The 16,117-nt window shown below is 45.2% G+C and carries 13 protein-coding genes and 1 tRNA gene; 4 read left to right on the plus strand and 10 right to left on the minus strand.

The window, feature by feature from the left end; all coding sequences use genetic code 11:
- Positions 1 to 9: 9 nt before the first annotated feature.
- The 3 genes from R7035_RS06620 to R7035_RS06630 form a co-directional block, all read right to left on the minus strand.
- A complete protein-coding gene (locus tag R7035_RS06620) occupies positions 10 to 1,158 on the minus strand; it encodes a mannitol-1-phosphate 5-dehydrogenase (RefSeq protein WP_318100800.1) in 1,149 nt (382 codons plus the stop codon).
- 111 nt (positions 1,159 to 1,269) lie between these two features.
- Positions 1,270 to 3,222: a PTS mannitol transporter subunit IICBA gene (locus R7035_RS06625; RefSeq protein ID WP_318100796.1), complete on the minus strand. Its 1,953-nt coding sequence runs from the start codon at positions 3,220 to 3,222 to the stop codon at positions 1,270 to 1,272.
- A gap of 595 nt (positions 3,223 to 3,817) precedes the next feature.
- Positions 3,818 to 5,581, minus strand: coding sequence for a lysophospholipid acyltransferase family protein (locus R7035_RS06630; RefSeq protein ID WP_318100793.1), 1,764 nt, complete (start codon positions 5,579 to 5,581; stop codon positions 3,818 to 3,820).
- 233 nt (positions 5,582 to 5,814) lie between these two features.
- Between R7035_RS06630 and R7035_RS06635 the strand changes: the two genes are divergently transcribed.
- Entirely contained in the window at positions 5,815 to 6,534 is a 720-nt protein-coding gene (locus R7035_RS06635; RefSeq protein WP_005379714.1) for an SIMPL domain-containing protein, read from the plus strand.
- A gap of 223 nt (positions 6,535 to 6,757) precedes the next feature.
- The gene (locus R7035_RS06640; protein WP_005379716.1) at positions 6,758 to 7,033 is read left to right on the plus strand and encodes a hypothetical protein; all 276 of its coding nucleotides are present in this window, start codon (positions 6,758 to 6,760) and stop codon (positions 7,031 to 7,033) included.
- Between the two features lie 95 nt (positions 7,034 to 7,128).
- Here the strand turns inward: R7035_RS06640 and R7035_RS06645 are convergent, their stop codons facing one another.
- The 6 genes from R7035_RS06645 to rpsU all read right to left on the minus strand — a co-directional run bounded on the left by R7035_RS06645 (position 7,129) and on the right by rpsU (position 12,989).
- Positions 7,129 to 7,932, minus strand: a complete 804-nt coding sequence (locus R7035_RS06645) for a MetQ/NlpA family ABC transporter substrate-binding protein (protein WP_017633488.1) — start codon at positions 7,930 to 7,932, stop codon at positions 7,129 to 7,131.
- 261 nt (positions 7,933 to 8,193) lie between these two features.
- A tRNA-Ile gene (locus R7035_RS06650) sits at positions 8,194 to 8,269 on the minus strand.
- A 155-nt stretch (positions 8,270 to 8,424) separates the two neighbouring features.
- Positions 8,425 to 10,287 (minus strand): RNA polymerase sigma factor RpoD, encoded by a 1,863-nt coding sequence (gene rpoD, locus R7035_RS06655; RefSeq protein ID WP_005395986.1) that lies wholly within the window; start codon positions 10,285 to 10,287, stop codon positions 8,425 to 8,427.
- A gap of 99 nt (positions 10,288 to 10,386) precedes the next feature.
- Complete coding sequence (dnaG, locus tag R7035_RS06660; RefSeq protein WP_005379719.1) at positions 10,387 to 12,153, minus strand: DNA primase; 1,767 nt, start codon at positions 12,151 to 12,153, stop codon at positions 10,387 to 10,389.
- Positions 12,154 to 12,302: 149 nt separating this feature from the next.
- Positions 12,303 to 12,746: a GatB/YqeY domain-containing protein gene (locus tag R7035_RS06665; protein ID WP_005379720.1), complete on the minus strand. Its 444-nt coding sequence runs from the start codon at positions 12,744 to 12,746 to the stop codon at positions 12,303 to 12,305.
- Between the two features lie 27 nt (positions 12,747 to 12,773).
- A complete protein-coding gene (rpsU, locus tag R7035_RS06670) occupies positions 12,774 to 12,989 on the minus strand; it encodes a 30S ribosomal protein S21 (RefSeq protein ID WP_001145625.1) in 216 nt (71 codons plus the stop codon).
- 230 nt (positions 12,990 to 13,219) lie between these two features.
- Between rpsU and tsaD the strand changes: the two genes are divergently transcribed.
- Positions 13,220 to 14,236: a tRNA (adenosine(37)-N6)-threonylcarbamoyltransferase complex transferase subunit TsaD gene (tsaD, locus tag R7035_RS06675; protein WP_206971394.1), complete on the plus strand. Its 1,017-nt coding sequence runs from the start codon at positions 13,220 to 13,222 to the stop codon at positions 14,234 to 14,236.
- A 176-nt stretch (positions 14,237 to 14,412) separates the two neighbouring features.
- Positions 14,413 to 15,228 (plus strand): alpha/beta fold hydrolase, encoded by an 816-nt coding sequence (locus tag R7035_RS06680; protein ID WP_005379855.1) that lies wholly within the window; start codon positions 14,413 to 14,415, stop codon positions 15,226 to 15,228.
- Positions 15,229 to 15,262: 34 nt separating this feature from the next.
- On the opposite strand, the gene plsY is transcribed toward R7035_RS06680, so the two are convergent.
- Positions 15,263 to 15,874, minus strand: a complete 612-nt coding sequence (gene plsY / locus R7035_RS06685; protein ID WP_005379857.1) for a glycerol-3-phosphate 1-O-acyltransferase PlsY — start codon at positions 15,872 to 15,874, stop codon at positions 15,263 to 15,265.
- Positions 15,875 to 16,117 lie beyond the last annotated feature (243 nt).

The raw sequence follows: 16,117 nt of genomic DNA on the forward strand, positions 1-16,117 counted from the left end.
CTAGGTAAATCAAAGTTGGTTGTAAAGTGTCTCGATTTGAGCCACTTCATCACTGTCTTCTGCAAGACCTGTGTATGTCGCTAGCGTCTTCTTCACACCCACTTCTTTTAATGAGGTTTGCAGTTCTACTGCTTGTGGGTCGGTGTCGTTAGTGTACTTCAACGCAGCGGCAATGCCTTTCAAAAGTGTTTGATTTTCAGTGCCATACTCAATTGTACCGAGTAAAGGCTTCACTAATCTATCGTTTGCACCCAATTTTCGAATTGGTTGACGACCTACGCGATCCACCTCATCCACTAAGTATGGGTTGGCAAAGCGTCCTAAAATCTTCTCGATGTAGGCGTTGTGCATGTCACGGTCGAAGCCGTAACGTTTGATCAGCACTTCACCACTCTCTTGCATCGCCTGTTTTACTTCAGCGTGAATGCTTGGGTCTTCAATTGCTTCACGAATGGTACGATGGCCTTTCAAGCAACCTAGGTAAGCGGTAATGCAATGGCCTGTATTGAGAGTGAACAGCTTGCGTTCTACAAATGCCATTAGGTTGTTGGTTCTTTCCATGCCTGCGATGTCAGGGATTTCGCCCTTGAATTGCTGCTCATCCACAATCCATTCGCTAAAGCTTTCTACCGTCACTTCTAGTGGGTCATCGTTCGCTGCTTCTGCTGGTGGTACGATGCGGTCCACTGCGGAGTCGACGAAGCCAACTAGCTCGTCTGCTTTCGCGTGTAATGATTCATCCAAATGTTTGTACACTTCACCTTTTAGGTGTGTGGTACCACGAACCATGTTTTCACACGCGATGATGTTCAATGGTTTATCGTTACCTGCTGCAAAGCGTTTAGCAATGCCGGTAGCGATGGTTTTTGCAATGATGTCCAGTACGTTAGGGCCAACCGCTGTTGTTACCAAGTCGGTTTTTACAATGCGGTCGATGACATCTTCACTGGCTGAGTTAACCGCGGTGACGTGAGTTACTGTATCGATTTGGCACTCAGTACCGACCACTTTTACTTTGTATTCTTGCTTGTGACTCAGTTGGTCGACGAGTGGAGCGTCAACGTCTGCGAATGTCACCTCGACTTCTGCGTCTGCTAATAGTTTACCGATGAAGCCACGACCAATGTTACCTGCGCCAAAATGAACTGCGTTTTTCATAATTCTTACCTACCAATGTCTAAAATGTTGACTTACGAAACTAGGGGGAGGCCAACCGCATAGGGGGTGACAGCTGACCTCATTTGCCTCAGGAGCAAATTAAAGGGGTAATTAAGCCGCTTGTTGACCGCCAAGGATGTTTAGAATCTCTTCCACATCGTTGGTGCTGGTTAGCTTCTCAATTGCCTCCGGCTCATCGAGCGCGTTCGTAATGGTGGTAATCACCTGGATGTGCTCATCGTTCTTAGCGGCAATGCCGATAACCAGTTTCGCTACATCATCGTCGTCTTCAGTAAATTGGATACCCGATGGGTATTGGCAGATTACAATGCCGGTTTTCTTCACGCGGTCTTTCGCTTCTACCGTGCCGTGAGGCACTGCGATAGATTCGCCTAGGTAAGTTGGAACCAATGCTTCACGCTCAAACATCGCGTCTACGTATTCTGGTTCTGCGTAGCCAAGTTCGACCAACTTGTTGCCCGCGAAGCGAATCGCTTCTTCTTTGTTGGCAGCTTTCAAACCTAGGTGAATGTTTTCACGCTGGATTTGGAACACCGACGTTTGCTGTGGCTCGAAGTTGTCGTCGTTTGCTGCCATGACTGACACTTTTACCATTTGGTCGTCATTGGCTGCGGATTGGTTTTGCGCTGCTAGTAGTTTGGTGACTAGCTGGTTGTACATCTCGCTATCTAGGAAGTTAGTCAATGAAATGTGGTGTGCGTTTGGAGCATGCTTACGTGCACGATCCGTTAAGTCTTTATGAGTAATCACGATATCTGCACTCTCTGGTAAGCTGTTAATGGCAAGGTTGGTTACGTGGATGTTCAGACCTGCGTCTTGAACCTTTTTTCGTAGCATGCTCGCGCCCATTGCACTCGATCCCATGCCCGCATCACAAGCGACAATGATGCTTTGTACTGTCGCTAGGTCTACGTCACCTTTGCTTTGGCTGTTTACCACCGCATCGTTTTTAGATGCAGATTTCATGTCTTTCATTTGTGATGTCGCTTTTTCTAAGGCTGCTTCATCACCGTCTTCTTCTGTTGACGTTTGTGTCTTCATTAGCAGTGCTGCTACGGCGAATGACACGCCTGTTGCTGCTGCGATAGACGCTAGAACACCAACGATTGAGCCTTTCTGAGTCATCAACAAGATTGCAAAGATTGAACCTGGTGATGCTGGAGAAACGATACCTGCGTTAAAGATAGTTAGAACGAATACGCCAGTCATACCACCTGCGATAGCCGCAAGGATTAGGCGAGGGTTCATTAGGATGTATGGGAAGTAAATCTCGTGGATACCGCCGAAGAAGTGGATGATTGATGCACCACCTGCAGTTTGACGAGCCGTACCTTTACCAAACACCATGTAAGCTAGCAGGATACCTAGACCAGGACCAGGGTTTGCTTCGATTAGGAAGAAGATCGATTGACCTGTCTCAGACGCTTGTTGGATACCCAGTGGAGAGAAGATACCGTGGTTGATCGCGTTATTTAGGAACAGGATCTTCGCAGGTTCAACGAAGATTGAAGTCAGTGGTAGTAGGTGAGCAGAAACTAGGAAGTTAACGCCAGCCGCCAAGCCACCAGAAAGAATTTTTACGAATGGACCGATAAAGATGAAGGCAAGGATCGCACATAGCATGCCGATGATGCCCGCAGAGAAGTTGTTAACCAACATCTCGAAGCCACTTTTTACTTTACCATCGATGTAGTTATCGAATTTCTTGATAGCCCAGCCGCCCATTGGGCCGACCATCATTGCCCCCATAAACATTGGGATGTCTGTGCCGACAATCACACCCATTGTTGTGATTGCACCGACTACCGCACCACGATCGCCGCCAACTAATTTACCACCGGTGTAACCGATAAGTAGTGGCAGCAAGTAGGTAATCATTGGGCCAACCATAGAGGCTAACGTTTCGTTTGGTAGCCATCCAGTTGGGATAAATAGAGCAGTGATAAAGCCCCACGCGATAAACGCGCCGATGTTTGGCATTACCATGTTTGACAGAAAACGACCAAAATTTTGTATCTTGATCTTGGCATCTGGTGATATCATAACAATTCCCCGTTCGATGTTCTGATGAATCTTGTTGTAGTAAACGGTTCGCCAAAACCGTTTGTTTGATTGCTTAGTACCCAATCAATTTACCACACATTTTCCAATTGGAACTGACAACGGGTTTTTCGTGATCTACGCCCGCATTTCTTAGGCTGAGAAACGGTTTTTAAGTGACCAAGTTCAACTTATTAACTTGTAACTTAATAACAAAAAGCCACTTTCAAATCTGTCAATAAAAATCTTAGTGATCAATCCGATCTTCTGACAAATTTAAAATTAAAATACTTTGTGACTTTGATCACTTTTGATTTTTTTTGAAATTCGAATTAAATACTTGTAATGATCAATGTCACGTTTTGTGTTGAGTTGTGGTGGATTTAAAGTGTGACCTGGATTTGTTTTTGTTTTTTGTGAAAGTTTGTGACGGAATTGGTGAGATAAATGCTATCTAGATCTTTCGATAGATTGTATCTATGAGAGTCTTTTCGGCGCACTTCACGGAGCACGCCTAATTAGTTGATGAAAGGGTAAATAAAGAGAGTCGCCACACGGTTCTTCTTGTGATTCCCAACTCTCTACTTAATCACTGTTCTTAATCATCGTTGCTATTAGTATGATAGACGAGGTAGTCATGAGCTTGCTCGCGTCCCATATACCTTGCCAACGTCTTTTCTTGAACATCGCGCAAATCCACCATAATCAATCCATCTAGAGCGTTATTGAATGCAGGGTCGATGTTGAAGCATACCAGCTTGCCATTGAGGCTTAAGTACTGACGCAGCAAAACGGGCACTCCTTTCCCTTCATCGATTCTGGCAATGACACGTGACAATAGCTGTAAATCACCCAGAGCGGTGAGCATGCTGGTATTCCAGTCACGGTGGTGCTCAGGAAGTGGGTTAGAAGGCGTGACGTATTCTGCACAGTTGTTGTCGTAGTGGTGCAGTGTCATTGATTGAGCCAGTAATTGACGTGCAGTATCGCTATAATCGTTGCTAATGCTTACCGGACCAAATAGGTGAGTGTAATCTGGGTTTTGATGAACGAACGTTGCGATGCCTTTCCACAGCAGCAGTAGCGCGCTCATGCTCTTTTGATATTGCTGTGCAATCACAGAGCGCCCCATCTCAATGGATTTACCCATTTGGTCGATAAAGCGTTGGTCATAGTTAAACAACGTTCGTGAATACAGACCTGCTACGCCGCGCTTTTCAATCAGTTGATCAACCAGACCTAAACGATACGCGCCCACCAAGCATTGGTTCTCTCTGTCCCACACAAACAGATGCAGGTAATCATGATCGAAATGGTCAATGTCTATTGCTAGTCCCGTCCCTTCGCCAACTTGTCGGAAATTGAGCTCACGTAGGCGACCAATTTCATGCAGTAGGGAAGGGATATTCTGCGACTCCGTGCAGTAGACATCGAACTCACCACTTGTTAGCAGCTTGGACTCTTTTGGTAAGTTGTTCAGTTCTTCAAGCAATTCGCCTACGGGTAACCCTGCCGCTATTGGTGAGAGCCGTTCTGATGAGGAAGAGGGCTTCACCGATTGGATTTCACGATTGAGTAAGTAAGTGTTGAGCCGCAAATAGTTCACCACTTGATCATCGCTAAGTGTGTTCAGCTCTTTAAATTTTATCGCTTGGCCAAAGGATAAGTTGATGGTTTGCGCCTGTTTGTTCAGCAGTTCTCGCCCAAGCAGTAGGGTGCGCAAAAGTGGATGGATTTTCCCTGCCATATAGAAGCGTTTCGAGTTCTGACCACTGATGAATACTGGAACTGTCGTTGCTTTGTTTTTGCGGATTAGGCTACTTACGCTTCGACTCCACGCTTTATCTTCCAAGCGTTGCTGTTTGGCATCGACTAACTGGGAAACCTCACCGGCAGGAAAGACAAGCAATAAGCCGCCACTTGCTAGGTGTTTATTGGCCGCTCTCAGGGCCTTCATATTCGATTTGACGGCGTCTTTGCCTTCAAACACATCGACACCAATGAAGAGCTGATCTAACTCTGGTACGGTTTTCAGGTATTGATTGGCTAGAATTTGGATATCGTCTCGTACCATCAACAAGAGTTCGGCCAAGATGACGCCTTCCACACAACCAAGCGGATGGTTCGCCACAATGACGGTAGCACCTTGCTTAGGTACTGAGTCGAGTGAACCATGAGCAATGCGATAATCGATACCTAAGATATCCAGCGTGAAGCGGAGAAAAGTTTTGGTATCGGCATTAACGGGGCGTTGGGCGTAGAACTTATCAAGTTGGTTTAAACCGGTTGCCCATTCAGCAACGTTTTCACCAATGCCAAACGGCGTTTTACGAGGGAGACGAAAAGGGGTTGAACTATCCATATTTACCTCAGCGTACAAGTTGCTGATTGGATAGTAGAAATTACAGATGACAGTTAAGAGGCAAAAGCATGAGCCTTTGGTGACAAACCAATGAAGCTTTATTGACTAAAGAAAACGGTATATCACTGTGCTATGAATCAAAACTCGCGTTATGTCTCCCTCTTAAAACAATAGATAGGCTATCTTATCTAGAACAAAGATTAAGCTAAGTTGATATTTATCAGGGGGAAATAATGGAACGAGTTTCCAATAAAGCAGCACTTTGGATTGGACTAAGTTTGATACTTGGTCTTGGCATCCTTGGCTATTTTATGCAGCAGACGGCGGTGAAATACCGAGCCTATGAAAGAGTCGTGACAGTAAAAGGTTTGTCGGAGCGTGAGTATCCTGCTGATACGGTGATTTGGCCGATTCAATTTACTCTAGCGAGTAATGATATGGGAGCCATGTTTGATGAAATTGACCAGCAAACCCGTTTGATTTTGGACTTTCTAAGTGCCAAAGGGCTTCCTGAAACCAGCGTTTCCCTTTCTTCCCCAGCGGTCATTGACAGAAAAGCACAGCAATATGGGAGCGAGCAAGACATTGAGTATCGTTATTTGGCCTCGCGAACCGTTACGGTTTATAGCCAGAGTGTTGATGTTGTTCGAGCGGCAATCAATGAAATAGGTGAGCTAGGAAAGCAAGGCGTTTTGCTTAACCAAGATCCTTATGCAAATCGTGTTGAGTACAGCTTTACTAAGCTGAATGATGTGAAGCCAGACATGATCGAAGAAGCGACTAAGAATGCGCGTGAAGTGGCTGAGAAATTTGCGAAAGACTCACAGAGTTCACTGGGTAAGATCAAACGTGCAACTCAAGGGCAGTTCTCGATTTATGACCGAGACAGCAACACGCCTTACATTAAGAAAGTACGAGTGGTATCGACGGTTCAATATTACTTATCTGATTAAAGTTGCGCTCATATAGTCAATAGTTGGTCGTTCCATCACCTTCTATTTGTAGAGGTATCTATGCTCTGTGATAGGGAAATCAGTCTTCGCTGACGCTATATACAAGTACTTTTTTATAAAACTAAGTTCTTAACAGTGATGAGGTGAGTTTGATAATAATCAAGCTCACTTGTTTCTTATGAGCGTAAGTTAGTATGACTTATTGCTAGAAGGAATTAGTATCATGGCATACAAGCACTTTGTTAGAGAACTACTGGGTTTAGCGATTGTTGTCTCTGTCGTCTTTGGCGTATTAGGCGTGATGTTAGAGCTCTTCGCACTGACGGCACTTTGGGAGCATCAGCAAACGATAGCCGATGTTTTTTTCCATGAATCTCTCTACTTCATCGTATTTTTAATCCCACCATACTTCCTCTGGAAGTTGATTAACCGCCCTGAATTGGTTTCTGCTGATCAAGCTTATTTGGCAATGAAGTTAGAGGCTGAAAGTCGACAATGAGTCGATTTAGTGAGTAATGAAAAGAAGAGGCTATGAGAAAACATTAGCCTCTTTTCTATCTGATTCGTGGGGCAAAGTAGTCGCTGCTTTATTGATTAAAAAGCTGCTTCGATTGTGCCTTTGAAAGTGCGATCGAGATAATCACGAATCGCTTGAGATTGATAAATAGAAACGAACTTTTTATACGCTTCATTATTTTTGTCTGCGTCACGAGTGGCGATGACCATGACTGCTAATGGGGCGTCTTTTGCTTCAAGATAGATACTTTGTTTCTTCGGATCTAAACCAGAAGACATTACGTAGTTCATTGTAATCGCAGCCGCGTCCACATCATCTAATGTTCTTGGTAGCTGAGCGGCATCTACCTCGACAAATTCAAATGATTTTGCGTTTTTTGTGATATCAGTTAGGGCGGCTTTATGGCCAACACCCTGTTTCAGCTCAATTAAACCTGCATCGGCGAGTAGCAACAGACCACGACCACCGTTGGTAGGGTCATTTGGAAGCGCTATACGTGCATTGTTTGGAAGCTCTTGCAGTGAGCGATACTTATTGGAATAAAGCCCCATACGCATAAGAATGGACTGACCAATTGATACTAATTGGGCGTTATGGCTACTGTTGAAGTTGTCTAAAAATGGCTGGTGCTGATAGCTATTAATATCGATGCTACCATCGCTAAGAGCGGCATTAGGTGTCACGTAGTCAGAAAACTCAATGACTTCGACATTCAAACCTTGCTTCGCTGCCTCCTTCGCTACCGCCTCGACTACTTGTGCATGTGGTCCAACTGTCGCGCCCACTTTAATGACAGAGTCATCTTTTTCTCCACAAGCGCTTAAGCCGACTACTGCCGTGAGAATCAAAGCTAGTTTCTTTAAGTGACCAATACTTTTCATTGTAGCTCCATTTTTGCTTTAGACGTCCATACGTTTATATGTCCATACTATCAGAAGTTGTCTGAGGGTCAATGGTTTAAATCACGAGCAGACATTTTGTTTCTATTGCTCGTATAGAAAGCCAGATAATAGTTAAAGAAGAGGGGAAGAAGAAAAGCTATTACGAGGTTAGTGACGAGTTACCGCAACCGAAACTGTACCCAAAGATATAAGATACAAAAAAGGCGTAGTAGGTATTAACCTGCTACGCCTTTCGAAATATGGTGGCCCCTCGCAGACTTGAACTGCGGACCAATCGATTATGAGTCGACTGCTCTAACCACTGAGCTAAGGGGCCTTAATAGGACAACGATTATAGGGGAAGCGTTGCAAGGTGTCTAGATACCAACTAGGGCAATTGCGCTTAGTTTTTATCCACTTAGAACAGTAGATAATAAAAAAGGTGACCTAAAGTCACCTTTTTTGATTTCTAAAAGCTTGTATGCGCTGCGATTATTCGTCTAGGAAGCTGCGCAGAGTCTCTGAGCGGCTTGGGTGGCGAAGTTTACGTAGTGCTTTTGCTTCGATCTGACGGATACGCTCACGAGTAACGTCGAACTGCTTACCAACTTCTTCTAGAGTATGGTCAGTGTTCATGTCAATACCAAAACGCATACGAAGTACTTTCGCTTCACGTGGCGTTAGACCTGCAAGCACGTCTTTTGTTGCCACCTTAAGGCTAGTTGCAGTTGCAGAATCTAGCGGAAGTTCTAGCGTTGTATCTTCGATAAAATCACCTAGATGCGAATCTTCGTCGTCACCGATTGGTGTCTCCATTGAGATAGGCTCTTTAGCGATTTTTAGAACTTTACGAATCTTGTCTTCTGGCATTTGCATGCGCTCTGCCAGTTCTTCCGGTAGTGGCTCGCGACCCATCTCTTGCAACATTTGACGAGAAATACGGTTTAGCTTGTTGATCGTTTCGATCATGTGTACCGGGATACGAATCGTACGTGCTTGGTCCGCGATTGAACGAGTGATTGCCTGACGGATCCACCACGTTGCGTAAGTCGAGAACTTGTAACCACGACGATATTCGAACTTATCTACCGCTTTCATCAGACCGATGTTACCTTCTTGGATCAGATCCAAGAACTGTAGGCCACGGTTGGTGTATTTCTTCGCGATAGAAATTACAAGACGCAAGTTCGCTTCAACCATCTCTTTCTTCGCACGGCGAGCTTTTGCTTCACCGATAGACATACGACGGCTGATGTCTTTAATGTTCTGTACGTTTAGAGAAGTCTCTTCTTCAATCATTTTTAGTTTAGCGATTGAACGACGGATTTCTTCTTCGTTACGTTTGATCTTTTCAGCGTATGGCTTGTCTGAAGCAAGAACTTCATCCAGCCAAGCTTCACTTGATTCATTACCAGTGAACAGCGCGATGAATGATTTCTTCGGCATTTTGCCGTATTCAACCACAGACTTCATGATCAGACGCTCTTGAGTACGAACGCGATCCATAGCAGTACGCAGTTCATTCACTAGGTGATCAAACTGTTTAGGCGTTAGACGAAACTCGCGGAATACGTCTAGCATCATTTCATTAGCAACGGTTGCTTTCGGGCTGTTATAGCCGTACTCGTTGATTGCTAATTGAAGATTTTGATAGGTGCTGCGTAGTTGGTTGAATTTCTCTAGCGCTAATTCAGGATCGATACCTACATCTTCTTCAGAATCATCTGAATCGTCATCGCTATCTTCGTCGTCATCAACGTCTTCATCGTCTTCTTCTTCTAACTGAGATTCAGTCAGTTCAGAACCGATGTGTGTTGCCGTTGGTGCAGCGGTGTCGTCAGCATCTGGATCTACAAAACCTGAAATTAGGTCTGTAAGACGTAGTTCTTCAGCTTGAACTTTGTCAAATTGCTCAAGAATGTACGGAATTGTGCCTGGGTATTCAGCAACAGACGATTGAACTTGGTTAATACCTTCTTCAATACGTTTTGCGATGTCGATTTCGCCTTCGCGAGTTAGAAGTTCGACAGTACCCATCTCACGCATGTACATACGTACTGGGTCTGTTGTACGACCAATCTCACTCTCTACGCTAGAAAGTGCAGCGGCTGCAGCTTCGGCTGCATCTTCATCGGTAATATTTGTGTCATCGTTCAGTGCTAAATCATCAGCATCAGGAGCAGTTTCTACTACCTTAATGCCCATGTCGTTGATCATCTGAATGATGTCTTCTACCTGTTCTGAATCTACGATTTCAGCAGGTAGGTGGTCATTTACTTCGGCGTAGGTCAGATAGCCTTGTTCCTTGCCTTTAATAACAAGTGACTTTAGCTGTGACTGCGGATTGTGATCCATAGACGGTATCCAACTTCGTAATCTGGTGAAGGAATCAGTATGCGAAATGCAAACCACTTACTATAACAAATTAAATCGTTGCTGACTAATTAAACAGGGTTACGCTTTTAAATCTAGCATAAGTGCTAGCAGCTCCCTTTTCTCTTCGGCTGATAAACCGACACTTCTTGCTTTGGCCTGCAGGTTTTCAATTTGTTTTTCTACGCACTGGGCAATAATTTTATCCAGTGAGTCTAAAAAGATTTCTTCTTGGTTGTCCTCATCGAGTGGAATGTCCCAACTCGCGAGACGAGACAGAAGGGTCTCATTTTGGCTGTTTCGCCAATGCTCTAATAATTGGCCTGTGTTGATATGGGGATGCGCTTGGCATTTATCAAGTACATCAACAAATAAACTTAGACCAGGAATGGGCAAATCTCTAACGCTAGTTAGATCTGGCACCATACTTACGTATTGTGGGTTTTGAATCAGTAACGCGATCACTTCTCGCATCGGCGTTCGCTTGATTTCTTTATGAGGTTGAGGCCTTTTATCCTCTTTACCTTGTTTTGAAATTAGCTGCTGTAGTTGGCGTTCATCAACCAAACCCAAACGGCGGCCAAGCAATTCTCTCAAGTATAGTCTTAAAGTGCCGCCAGGGACTTTATCAATGAGAGGAACCGCAAGAGTACTCAGTTTTGCCATGCCTTCTTTCGTGCTCATATCGACCTGCTGAGTCAATGAGCTGAACATGAATTCAGACAAGGGCATCGCATTAGACACTTGCTGCTCAAATGCTTGTTTTCCGTTTTGTCGGATATAAGAGTCGGGATCTTCTCCATCCGGCAAAAACATGAATTTTAACTGGCGACCATCCGTTAGGTAAGGCAATGCATTTTCCATGGCACGCCACGCGGCTTCACGGCCTGCGCGGTCACCGTCATAACAACACACGACGGTGCTTGTTTGCCTGAATAACACTTGCAAGTGATCGCCCGTTGTCGAGGTTCCCAATGAGGCAACGGAATAATCTACGCCATATTGAGCAAGCGCGACAACATCCATATAGCCTTCAACCACTAAAATTTGTGGTGGCTCACGGTACGCTTGTAGTACTTCATAAAGGCCATACAACTCTTTACCTTTATGAAATATCGGGGTTTCGGGTGAGTTGAGATATTTTGGTGTCCCATCACCTAATACTCGACCACCAAAGCCTATTACTCGACCGCGTCTGTCTCGAATAGGAAACATCACTCGACCACGGAATCGGTCGTAGCGGTTGCCTTTATCGTTTTCAATCAACATGCCGCCAGTGACGAGCATGTCTTGGTTTTCTTTATTCTGGCCAAAGTTCTTACGAACTAAATCCCATTCATCAGCCACATAGCCGATGCCAAACTTCTGGACGATTTCACCAGACAGGCCGCGATCTTTTAGATACTCAATCGCCACCTTACTTGCTGGCTGTTTGAGTTGGTTACGATAAAATTGAGCAATGCTGCCCATTAAGTCGTATAGGTTACGTTTTTCACTGCTGCTTGCTTGTGGGCCTGACTGAAACGAACCATTACCGCCGCTACGTTGTTCGCGAGGAACATCTAAACCCAAGTATGAAGCGAGTTCTTCAATGGCTTCGACGAATTCTAGTCGGTCGAATTCCATCAAAAAATCGATGGCATTTCCATGCGCGCCACAACCAAAACAATGGTAGAACTGCTTTTCTTGACTGACACTGAATGAGGGTGTCTTTTCGTTGTGGAACGGGCAGCATGCGCCGTAGTTTTTGCCTTTTTTCTTAAGTTTCACACGTGCGTCGATGATATCGACAATATCAAGTCGAGCTAGAAGGTCATCGATAAAACTGCGAGGGATGTGTCCAGCCATAAAACCTAACAAAAAAAGAAGATGATGAGTGGAGTGAATGCCTTAAAAGAATGAGCGTATTGCCCATTGATTTCATTCCATCCATCCAGATACAAACAAGCCGTGCGCTCCAAAGGATAGCACGGCTTGCTGCAATTGGGTGGGGTACCTTAAGCCAATTTAGCGCGAACTAAACCGCTTACTTTACCCATATCTGCACGCCCTTGAATTTGCGGTTTCAGAACGCCCATTACTTTGCCCATGTCTTGCATGCCAGCTGCGCCAGATTCAGCAATCGCGTTCTCGATGAGAGCCGCTACTTCTTCGTCTGTCAGTGGTTGAGGCATAAAGTCCTCAAGAACGGTAATTTCTGCTTGTTCCGCATCAGCAAGATCTTGACGACCCGCTGCTTCAAACTGCGCTACAGAGTCGCGACGTTGTTTAACCATCTTGGTCAATACTGCAAGAATGTCGTCATCGTTCAGAGTAATCTGTTCGTCAACTTCACGTTGCTTGATTGCTGATAGGGCTAAACGAATAGTACCAAGGCGCAATTTGTCCTTGGCTTTCATCGCTAATTTTTGCTCTTCTTTGAGTTGATCAATCAGAGCCATAACTAAATTCCTTTTGGAGCTCAGTTATTAGTACAGGCGAACGCGACGAGCGTTTTCGCGAGCTAGCTTCTTAGCGTGACGCTTTTGAGCTGCTGCTTTAGCGCGTTTGCGAACTGTAGTTGGTTTTTCGTAGTGCTCACGACGACGCACTTCAGAAAGGATACCTGCTTTTTCGCAAGAGCGCTTAAAACGACGTAGAGCAACGTCGAACGGTTCGTTTTCACGTACTTTAACTACTGGCATATGCCTTTCACCTCAGGGGTTATTCGTTAACGCTGGTATTCAACAGACCAAATCACAATTGTTAGGTCTCTTACCAGCTTGATCAAAAATGGTGCGGAATTTTAATCCGATCACAACTACTTTGTAAAGCCTTTTGTCGATTATTGTCTGTACAAAATTTGTTTGCAGCACCAAGGCGAGGTAATATGACGCCCAAATTTCCTCTATACAGAAAGCATACTGAGAAAACCATGCGCATTATTGGTATTGAAACCTCTTGTGACGAGACTGGCATCGCAATTTATGACGATGAAAACGGTCTCTTGTCACACAAGCTATACAGCCAAGTAAAACTGCACGCAGATTACGGCGGTGTGGTGCCTGAGTTGGCTTCACGTGACCACGTAAAGAAAACCATTCCTCTTATTAAAGAGGCACTAAGAGAAGCGAACTTAACTTCAAAAGACATCGATGGTGTCGCGTATACCGCGGGGCCTGGTCTTGTTGGGGCGCTATTAGTGGGTGCGACTATCGGTCGCAGTATTGCTTATGCTTGGGGAGTGCCAGCGGTACCTGTTCATCATATGGAAGGTCACCTATTGGCCCCAATGTTGGAAGATAACCCTCCACCGTTCCCGTTTGTGGCGGTATTAGTATCGGGCGGTCACTCTATGATGGTGGAGGTGAGAGGCATCGGTGAGTACAAAATTCTAGGTGAGTCGATTGATGATGCGGCGGGCGAAGCGTTTGATAAAACAGCGAAGCTAATGGGTTTGGATTACCCAGGCGGTCCACTATTATCTAAACTGGCGGAAAAAGGTACACCGGGCCGCTTTAAGTTCCCGCGCCCAATGACGAATGTGCCAGGTTTGGACATGAGTTTCTCTGGTCTAAAAACCTTTACGGCTAACACGATTGCTGCAAACGGTGATGACGAGCAAACTCGCGCGGACATCGCATTGGCATTTGAAGAGGCTGTGTGTGCTACGTTGGCTATTAAATGTAAGCGCGCGCTTGAGCAAACAGGCATGAAACGCATTGTTATTGCTGGTGGTGTGAGTGCTAACCGTCGTTTGCGAGCTGAGTTAGAGAAGTTAGCGAAGAAAGTTGGCGGCGAAGTTTACTACCCACGTACTGAGTTCTGTACAGATAACGGTGCGATGATCGCTTACGCAGGCATGCAGCGCTTGAAGAATGGCGAAGTGGCTGATATGTCAGTAGAGGCTCGTCCACGTTGGCCAATTGATCAACTAACACCTGTCGCTTAGTCAAATTTATGCGGTAGGTTTGAAACCGGTTCTGTGTAATAAAGGTCTCTGCTCCTCAGAGGCCTTTATTTTTAATTATTCAATGAACCGCCTCGTTTTACATTCTGACTGATGCGAGCAGTTCGCTATTGTTTCAGTGCTAGGATGACGTGGAAGAATAAGAAATGGATATAACAATGAATAAGTTTGAAATTGAAGGTCAGCAACTTGCTTATCTAGATAAAGGTGAGGGCCCTGTGCTTCTATTTGGTCATAGTTACCTTTGGGATAGCCAAATGTGGGCGCCGCAAGTTGAGGTTTTAAGCCAGTCATTCCGTTGTATTGTGCCAGATCTTTGGGCACATGGTGAATCGGACGCTGCACCTGCATCGACACAGTCATTGGCCGACTATGCACAACATATGTTGGCATTGATGGATCATTTAGATATCGAAGAATTCTCGATAGTGGGCTTATCTGTTGGCGGCATGTGGGGAGCTGAGCTAACGGCTCAAGCGCCGCAACGTGTTAAGTCACTGGTATTGATGGATACCTTCATTGGCTGGGAGCCAGAAGTTACGTATAAAAAGTATTTTGCAATGCTTGATACCATCAGCCAAGTCCAAGCAGTGCCTGCGCCAATTATTGAAGCCGTTGTGCCGCTGTTCTTTGCCAACAACGTCAATCAGGATAACCCTAAACTTGTCGCTTCATTCAAACGCAGTTTAGAAGAGCTGAACGGTGAGCGTGCGGTGGAAGTAGCTCGCATGGGGCGCATGGTGTTTGGTCGCCGTGATGTGATTGAAGATTCGGAAAAATTCGCTCTGCCGACGTTAATTGCGGTGGGCTGTGAAGATAAGCCTCGCCCGGTTTTCGAATCGTATTTAATGAAAGACTGTATCACGGGCAGTGAGTTGGTAGAAATTCCGCAAGCGGGACACATCAGTTGTTTAGAACAGCCGGAGTTCGTCAACCAAATGTTGTTGAACTTCCTGAATCGAGTTCATGCGTAACCAATGCATCCCTCTTTAAACGAAAAACTCGGCATTAAGCCGAGTTTTTTTGTGTCAGTTTCTTCTCGCCGATTTTTGGCTCGTCGCCAGACAAAAGCCGACGAATATTTTGATGATGCTTAAATACGATTAAGCAACACAGCATAGCAACAGGTAACGTGTATTGCGGTTTAAACATCCAAGTATAAAACGGAGTGACCAAAACCGTGACGAGAGCCGCTAAGGATGAATAGCGGAATAGCGCGGCTACTGACAGCCAAGTTAACATCACCAATCCTGTTAAGTCCAAACCAATCGGAGCGATAGCGCCAAGCGCGGTTGCGACACCTTTTCCGCCTTTAAAGTGGAAAAAGATGGGGTACATGTGGCCAAGACAGGCAGCAATGGCGATGACGCCAAGAATGATAGGGTCGATACCAAGAAAGTATCCGCCCCACACGGGGATAGTGCCTTTGAGCATATCGCACAACAAGACTGAAACAGCGGCTCCTCGTCCGCCAATACGCAATACGTTCGTTGCTCCAGGATTGTTAGATCCCACACTGCGTGGGTCTGGCAGTTTTAAGAGTCGACAGATCAAAACCGCACTGGAAACCGAACCTAATAAATAGGCGGCCATTGTCATTATCAGTGCCAGTGCGTCCATAGAAGTCCTTGATGGATTGGAATTTAATGCTCGGTTCCCGCGTAGTTGCTATCATACCCCGAATTTACATAATGCAGAAATCCTCACTGTGATAGAGCTTGCATTATGTGATTTCTTGTATATAAAGATGCTTTCGCAGTTTATACCTAAGTAACATTGTGATGACCAAAGTAAATGTTACTTAGGTATAGAATACTACGATCAAATTACCCCTCACGGGTATCCGACCTCTGTAATAGAAGG

This window comes from Vibrio sp. 1731 (assembly GCF_033339955.1).
Classification (GTDB): domain Bacteria; phylum Pseudomonadota; class Gammaproteobacteria; order Enterobacterales; family Vibrionaceae; genus Vibrio; species Vibrio alginolyticus.

Coding starts and splice junctions, on each gene's coding strand:
- R7035_RS06620 (WP_318100800.1), bottom strand. CDS start 1,158: ATGAAAAACGCAGTTCATTTTGGCGCAGGTAACATTGGTCGTGGCTTC.
- R7035_RS06625 (WP_318100796.1), bottom strand. CDS start 3,222: ATGATATCACCAGATGCCAAGATCAAGATACAAAATTTTGGTCGTTTT.
- R7035_RS06630 (WP_318100793.1), bottom strand. CDS start 5,581: ATGGATAGTTCAACCCCTTTTCGTCTCCCTCGTAAAACGCCGTTTGGC.
- R7035_RS06635 (WP_005379714.1), top strand. CDS start 5,815: ATGGAACGAGTTTCCAATAAAGCAGCACTTTGGATTGGACTAAGTTTG.
- R7035_RS06640 (WP_005379716.1), top strand. CDS start 6,758: ATGGCATACAAGCACTTTGTTAGAGAACTACTGGGTTTAGCGATTGTT.
- R7035_RS06645 (WP_017633488.1), bottom strand. CDS start 7,932: ATGAAAAGTATTGGTCACTTAAAGAAACTAGCTTTGATTCTCACGGCA.
- rpoD (WP_005395986.1), bottom strand. CDS start 10,287: ATGGATCACAATCCGCAGTCACAGCTAAAGTCACTTGTTATTAAAGGC.
- dnaG (WP_005379719.1), bottom strand. CDS start 12,153: ATGGCTGGACACATCCCTCGCAGTTTTATCGATGACCTTCTAGCTCGA.
- R7035_RS06665 (WP_005379720.1), bottom strand. CDS start 12,746: ATGGCTCTGATTGATCAACTCAAAGAAGAGCAAAAATTAGCGATGAAA.
- rpsU (WP_001145625.1), bottom strand. CDS start 12,989: ATGCCAGTAGTTAAAGTACGTGAAAACGAACCGTTCGACGTTGCTCTA.
- tsaD (WP_206971394.1), top strand. CDS start 13,220: ATGCGCATTATTGGTATTGAAACCTCTTGTGACGAGACTGGCATCGCA.
- R7035_RS06680 (WP_005379855.1), top strand. CDS start 14,413: ATGAATAAGTTTGAAATTGAAGGTCAGCAACTTGCTTATCTAGATAAA.
- plsY (WP_005379857.1), bottom strand. CDS start 15,874: ATGGACGCACTGGCACTGATAATGACAATGGCCGCCTATTTATTAGGT.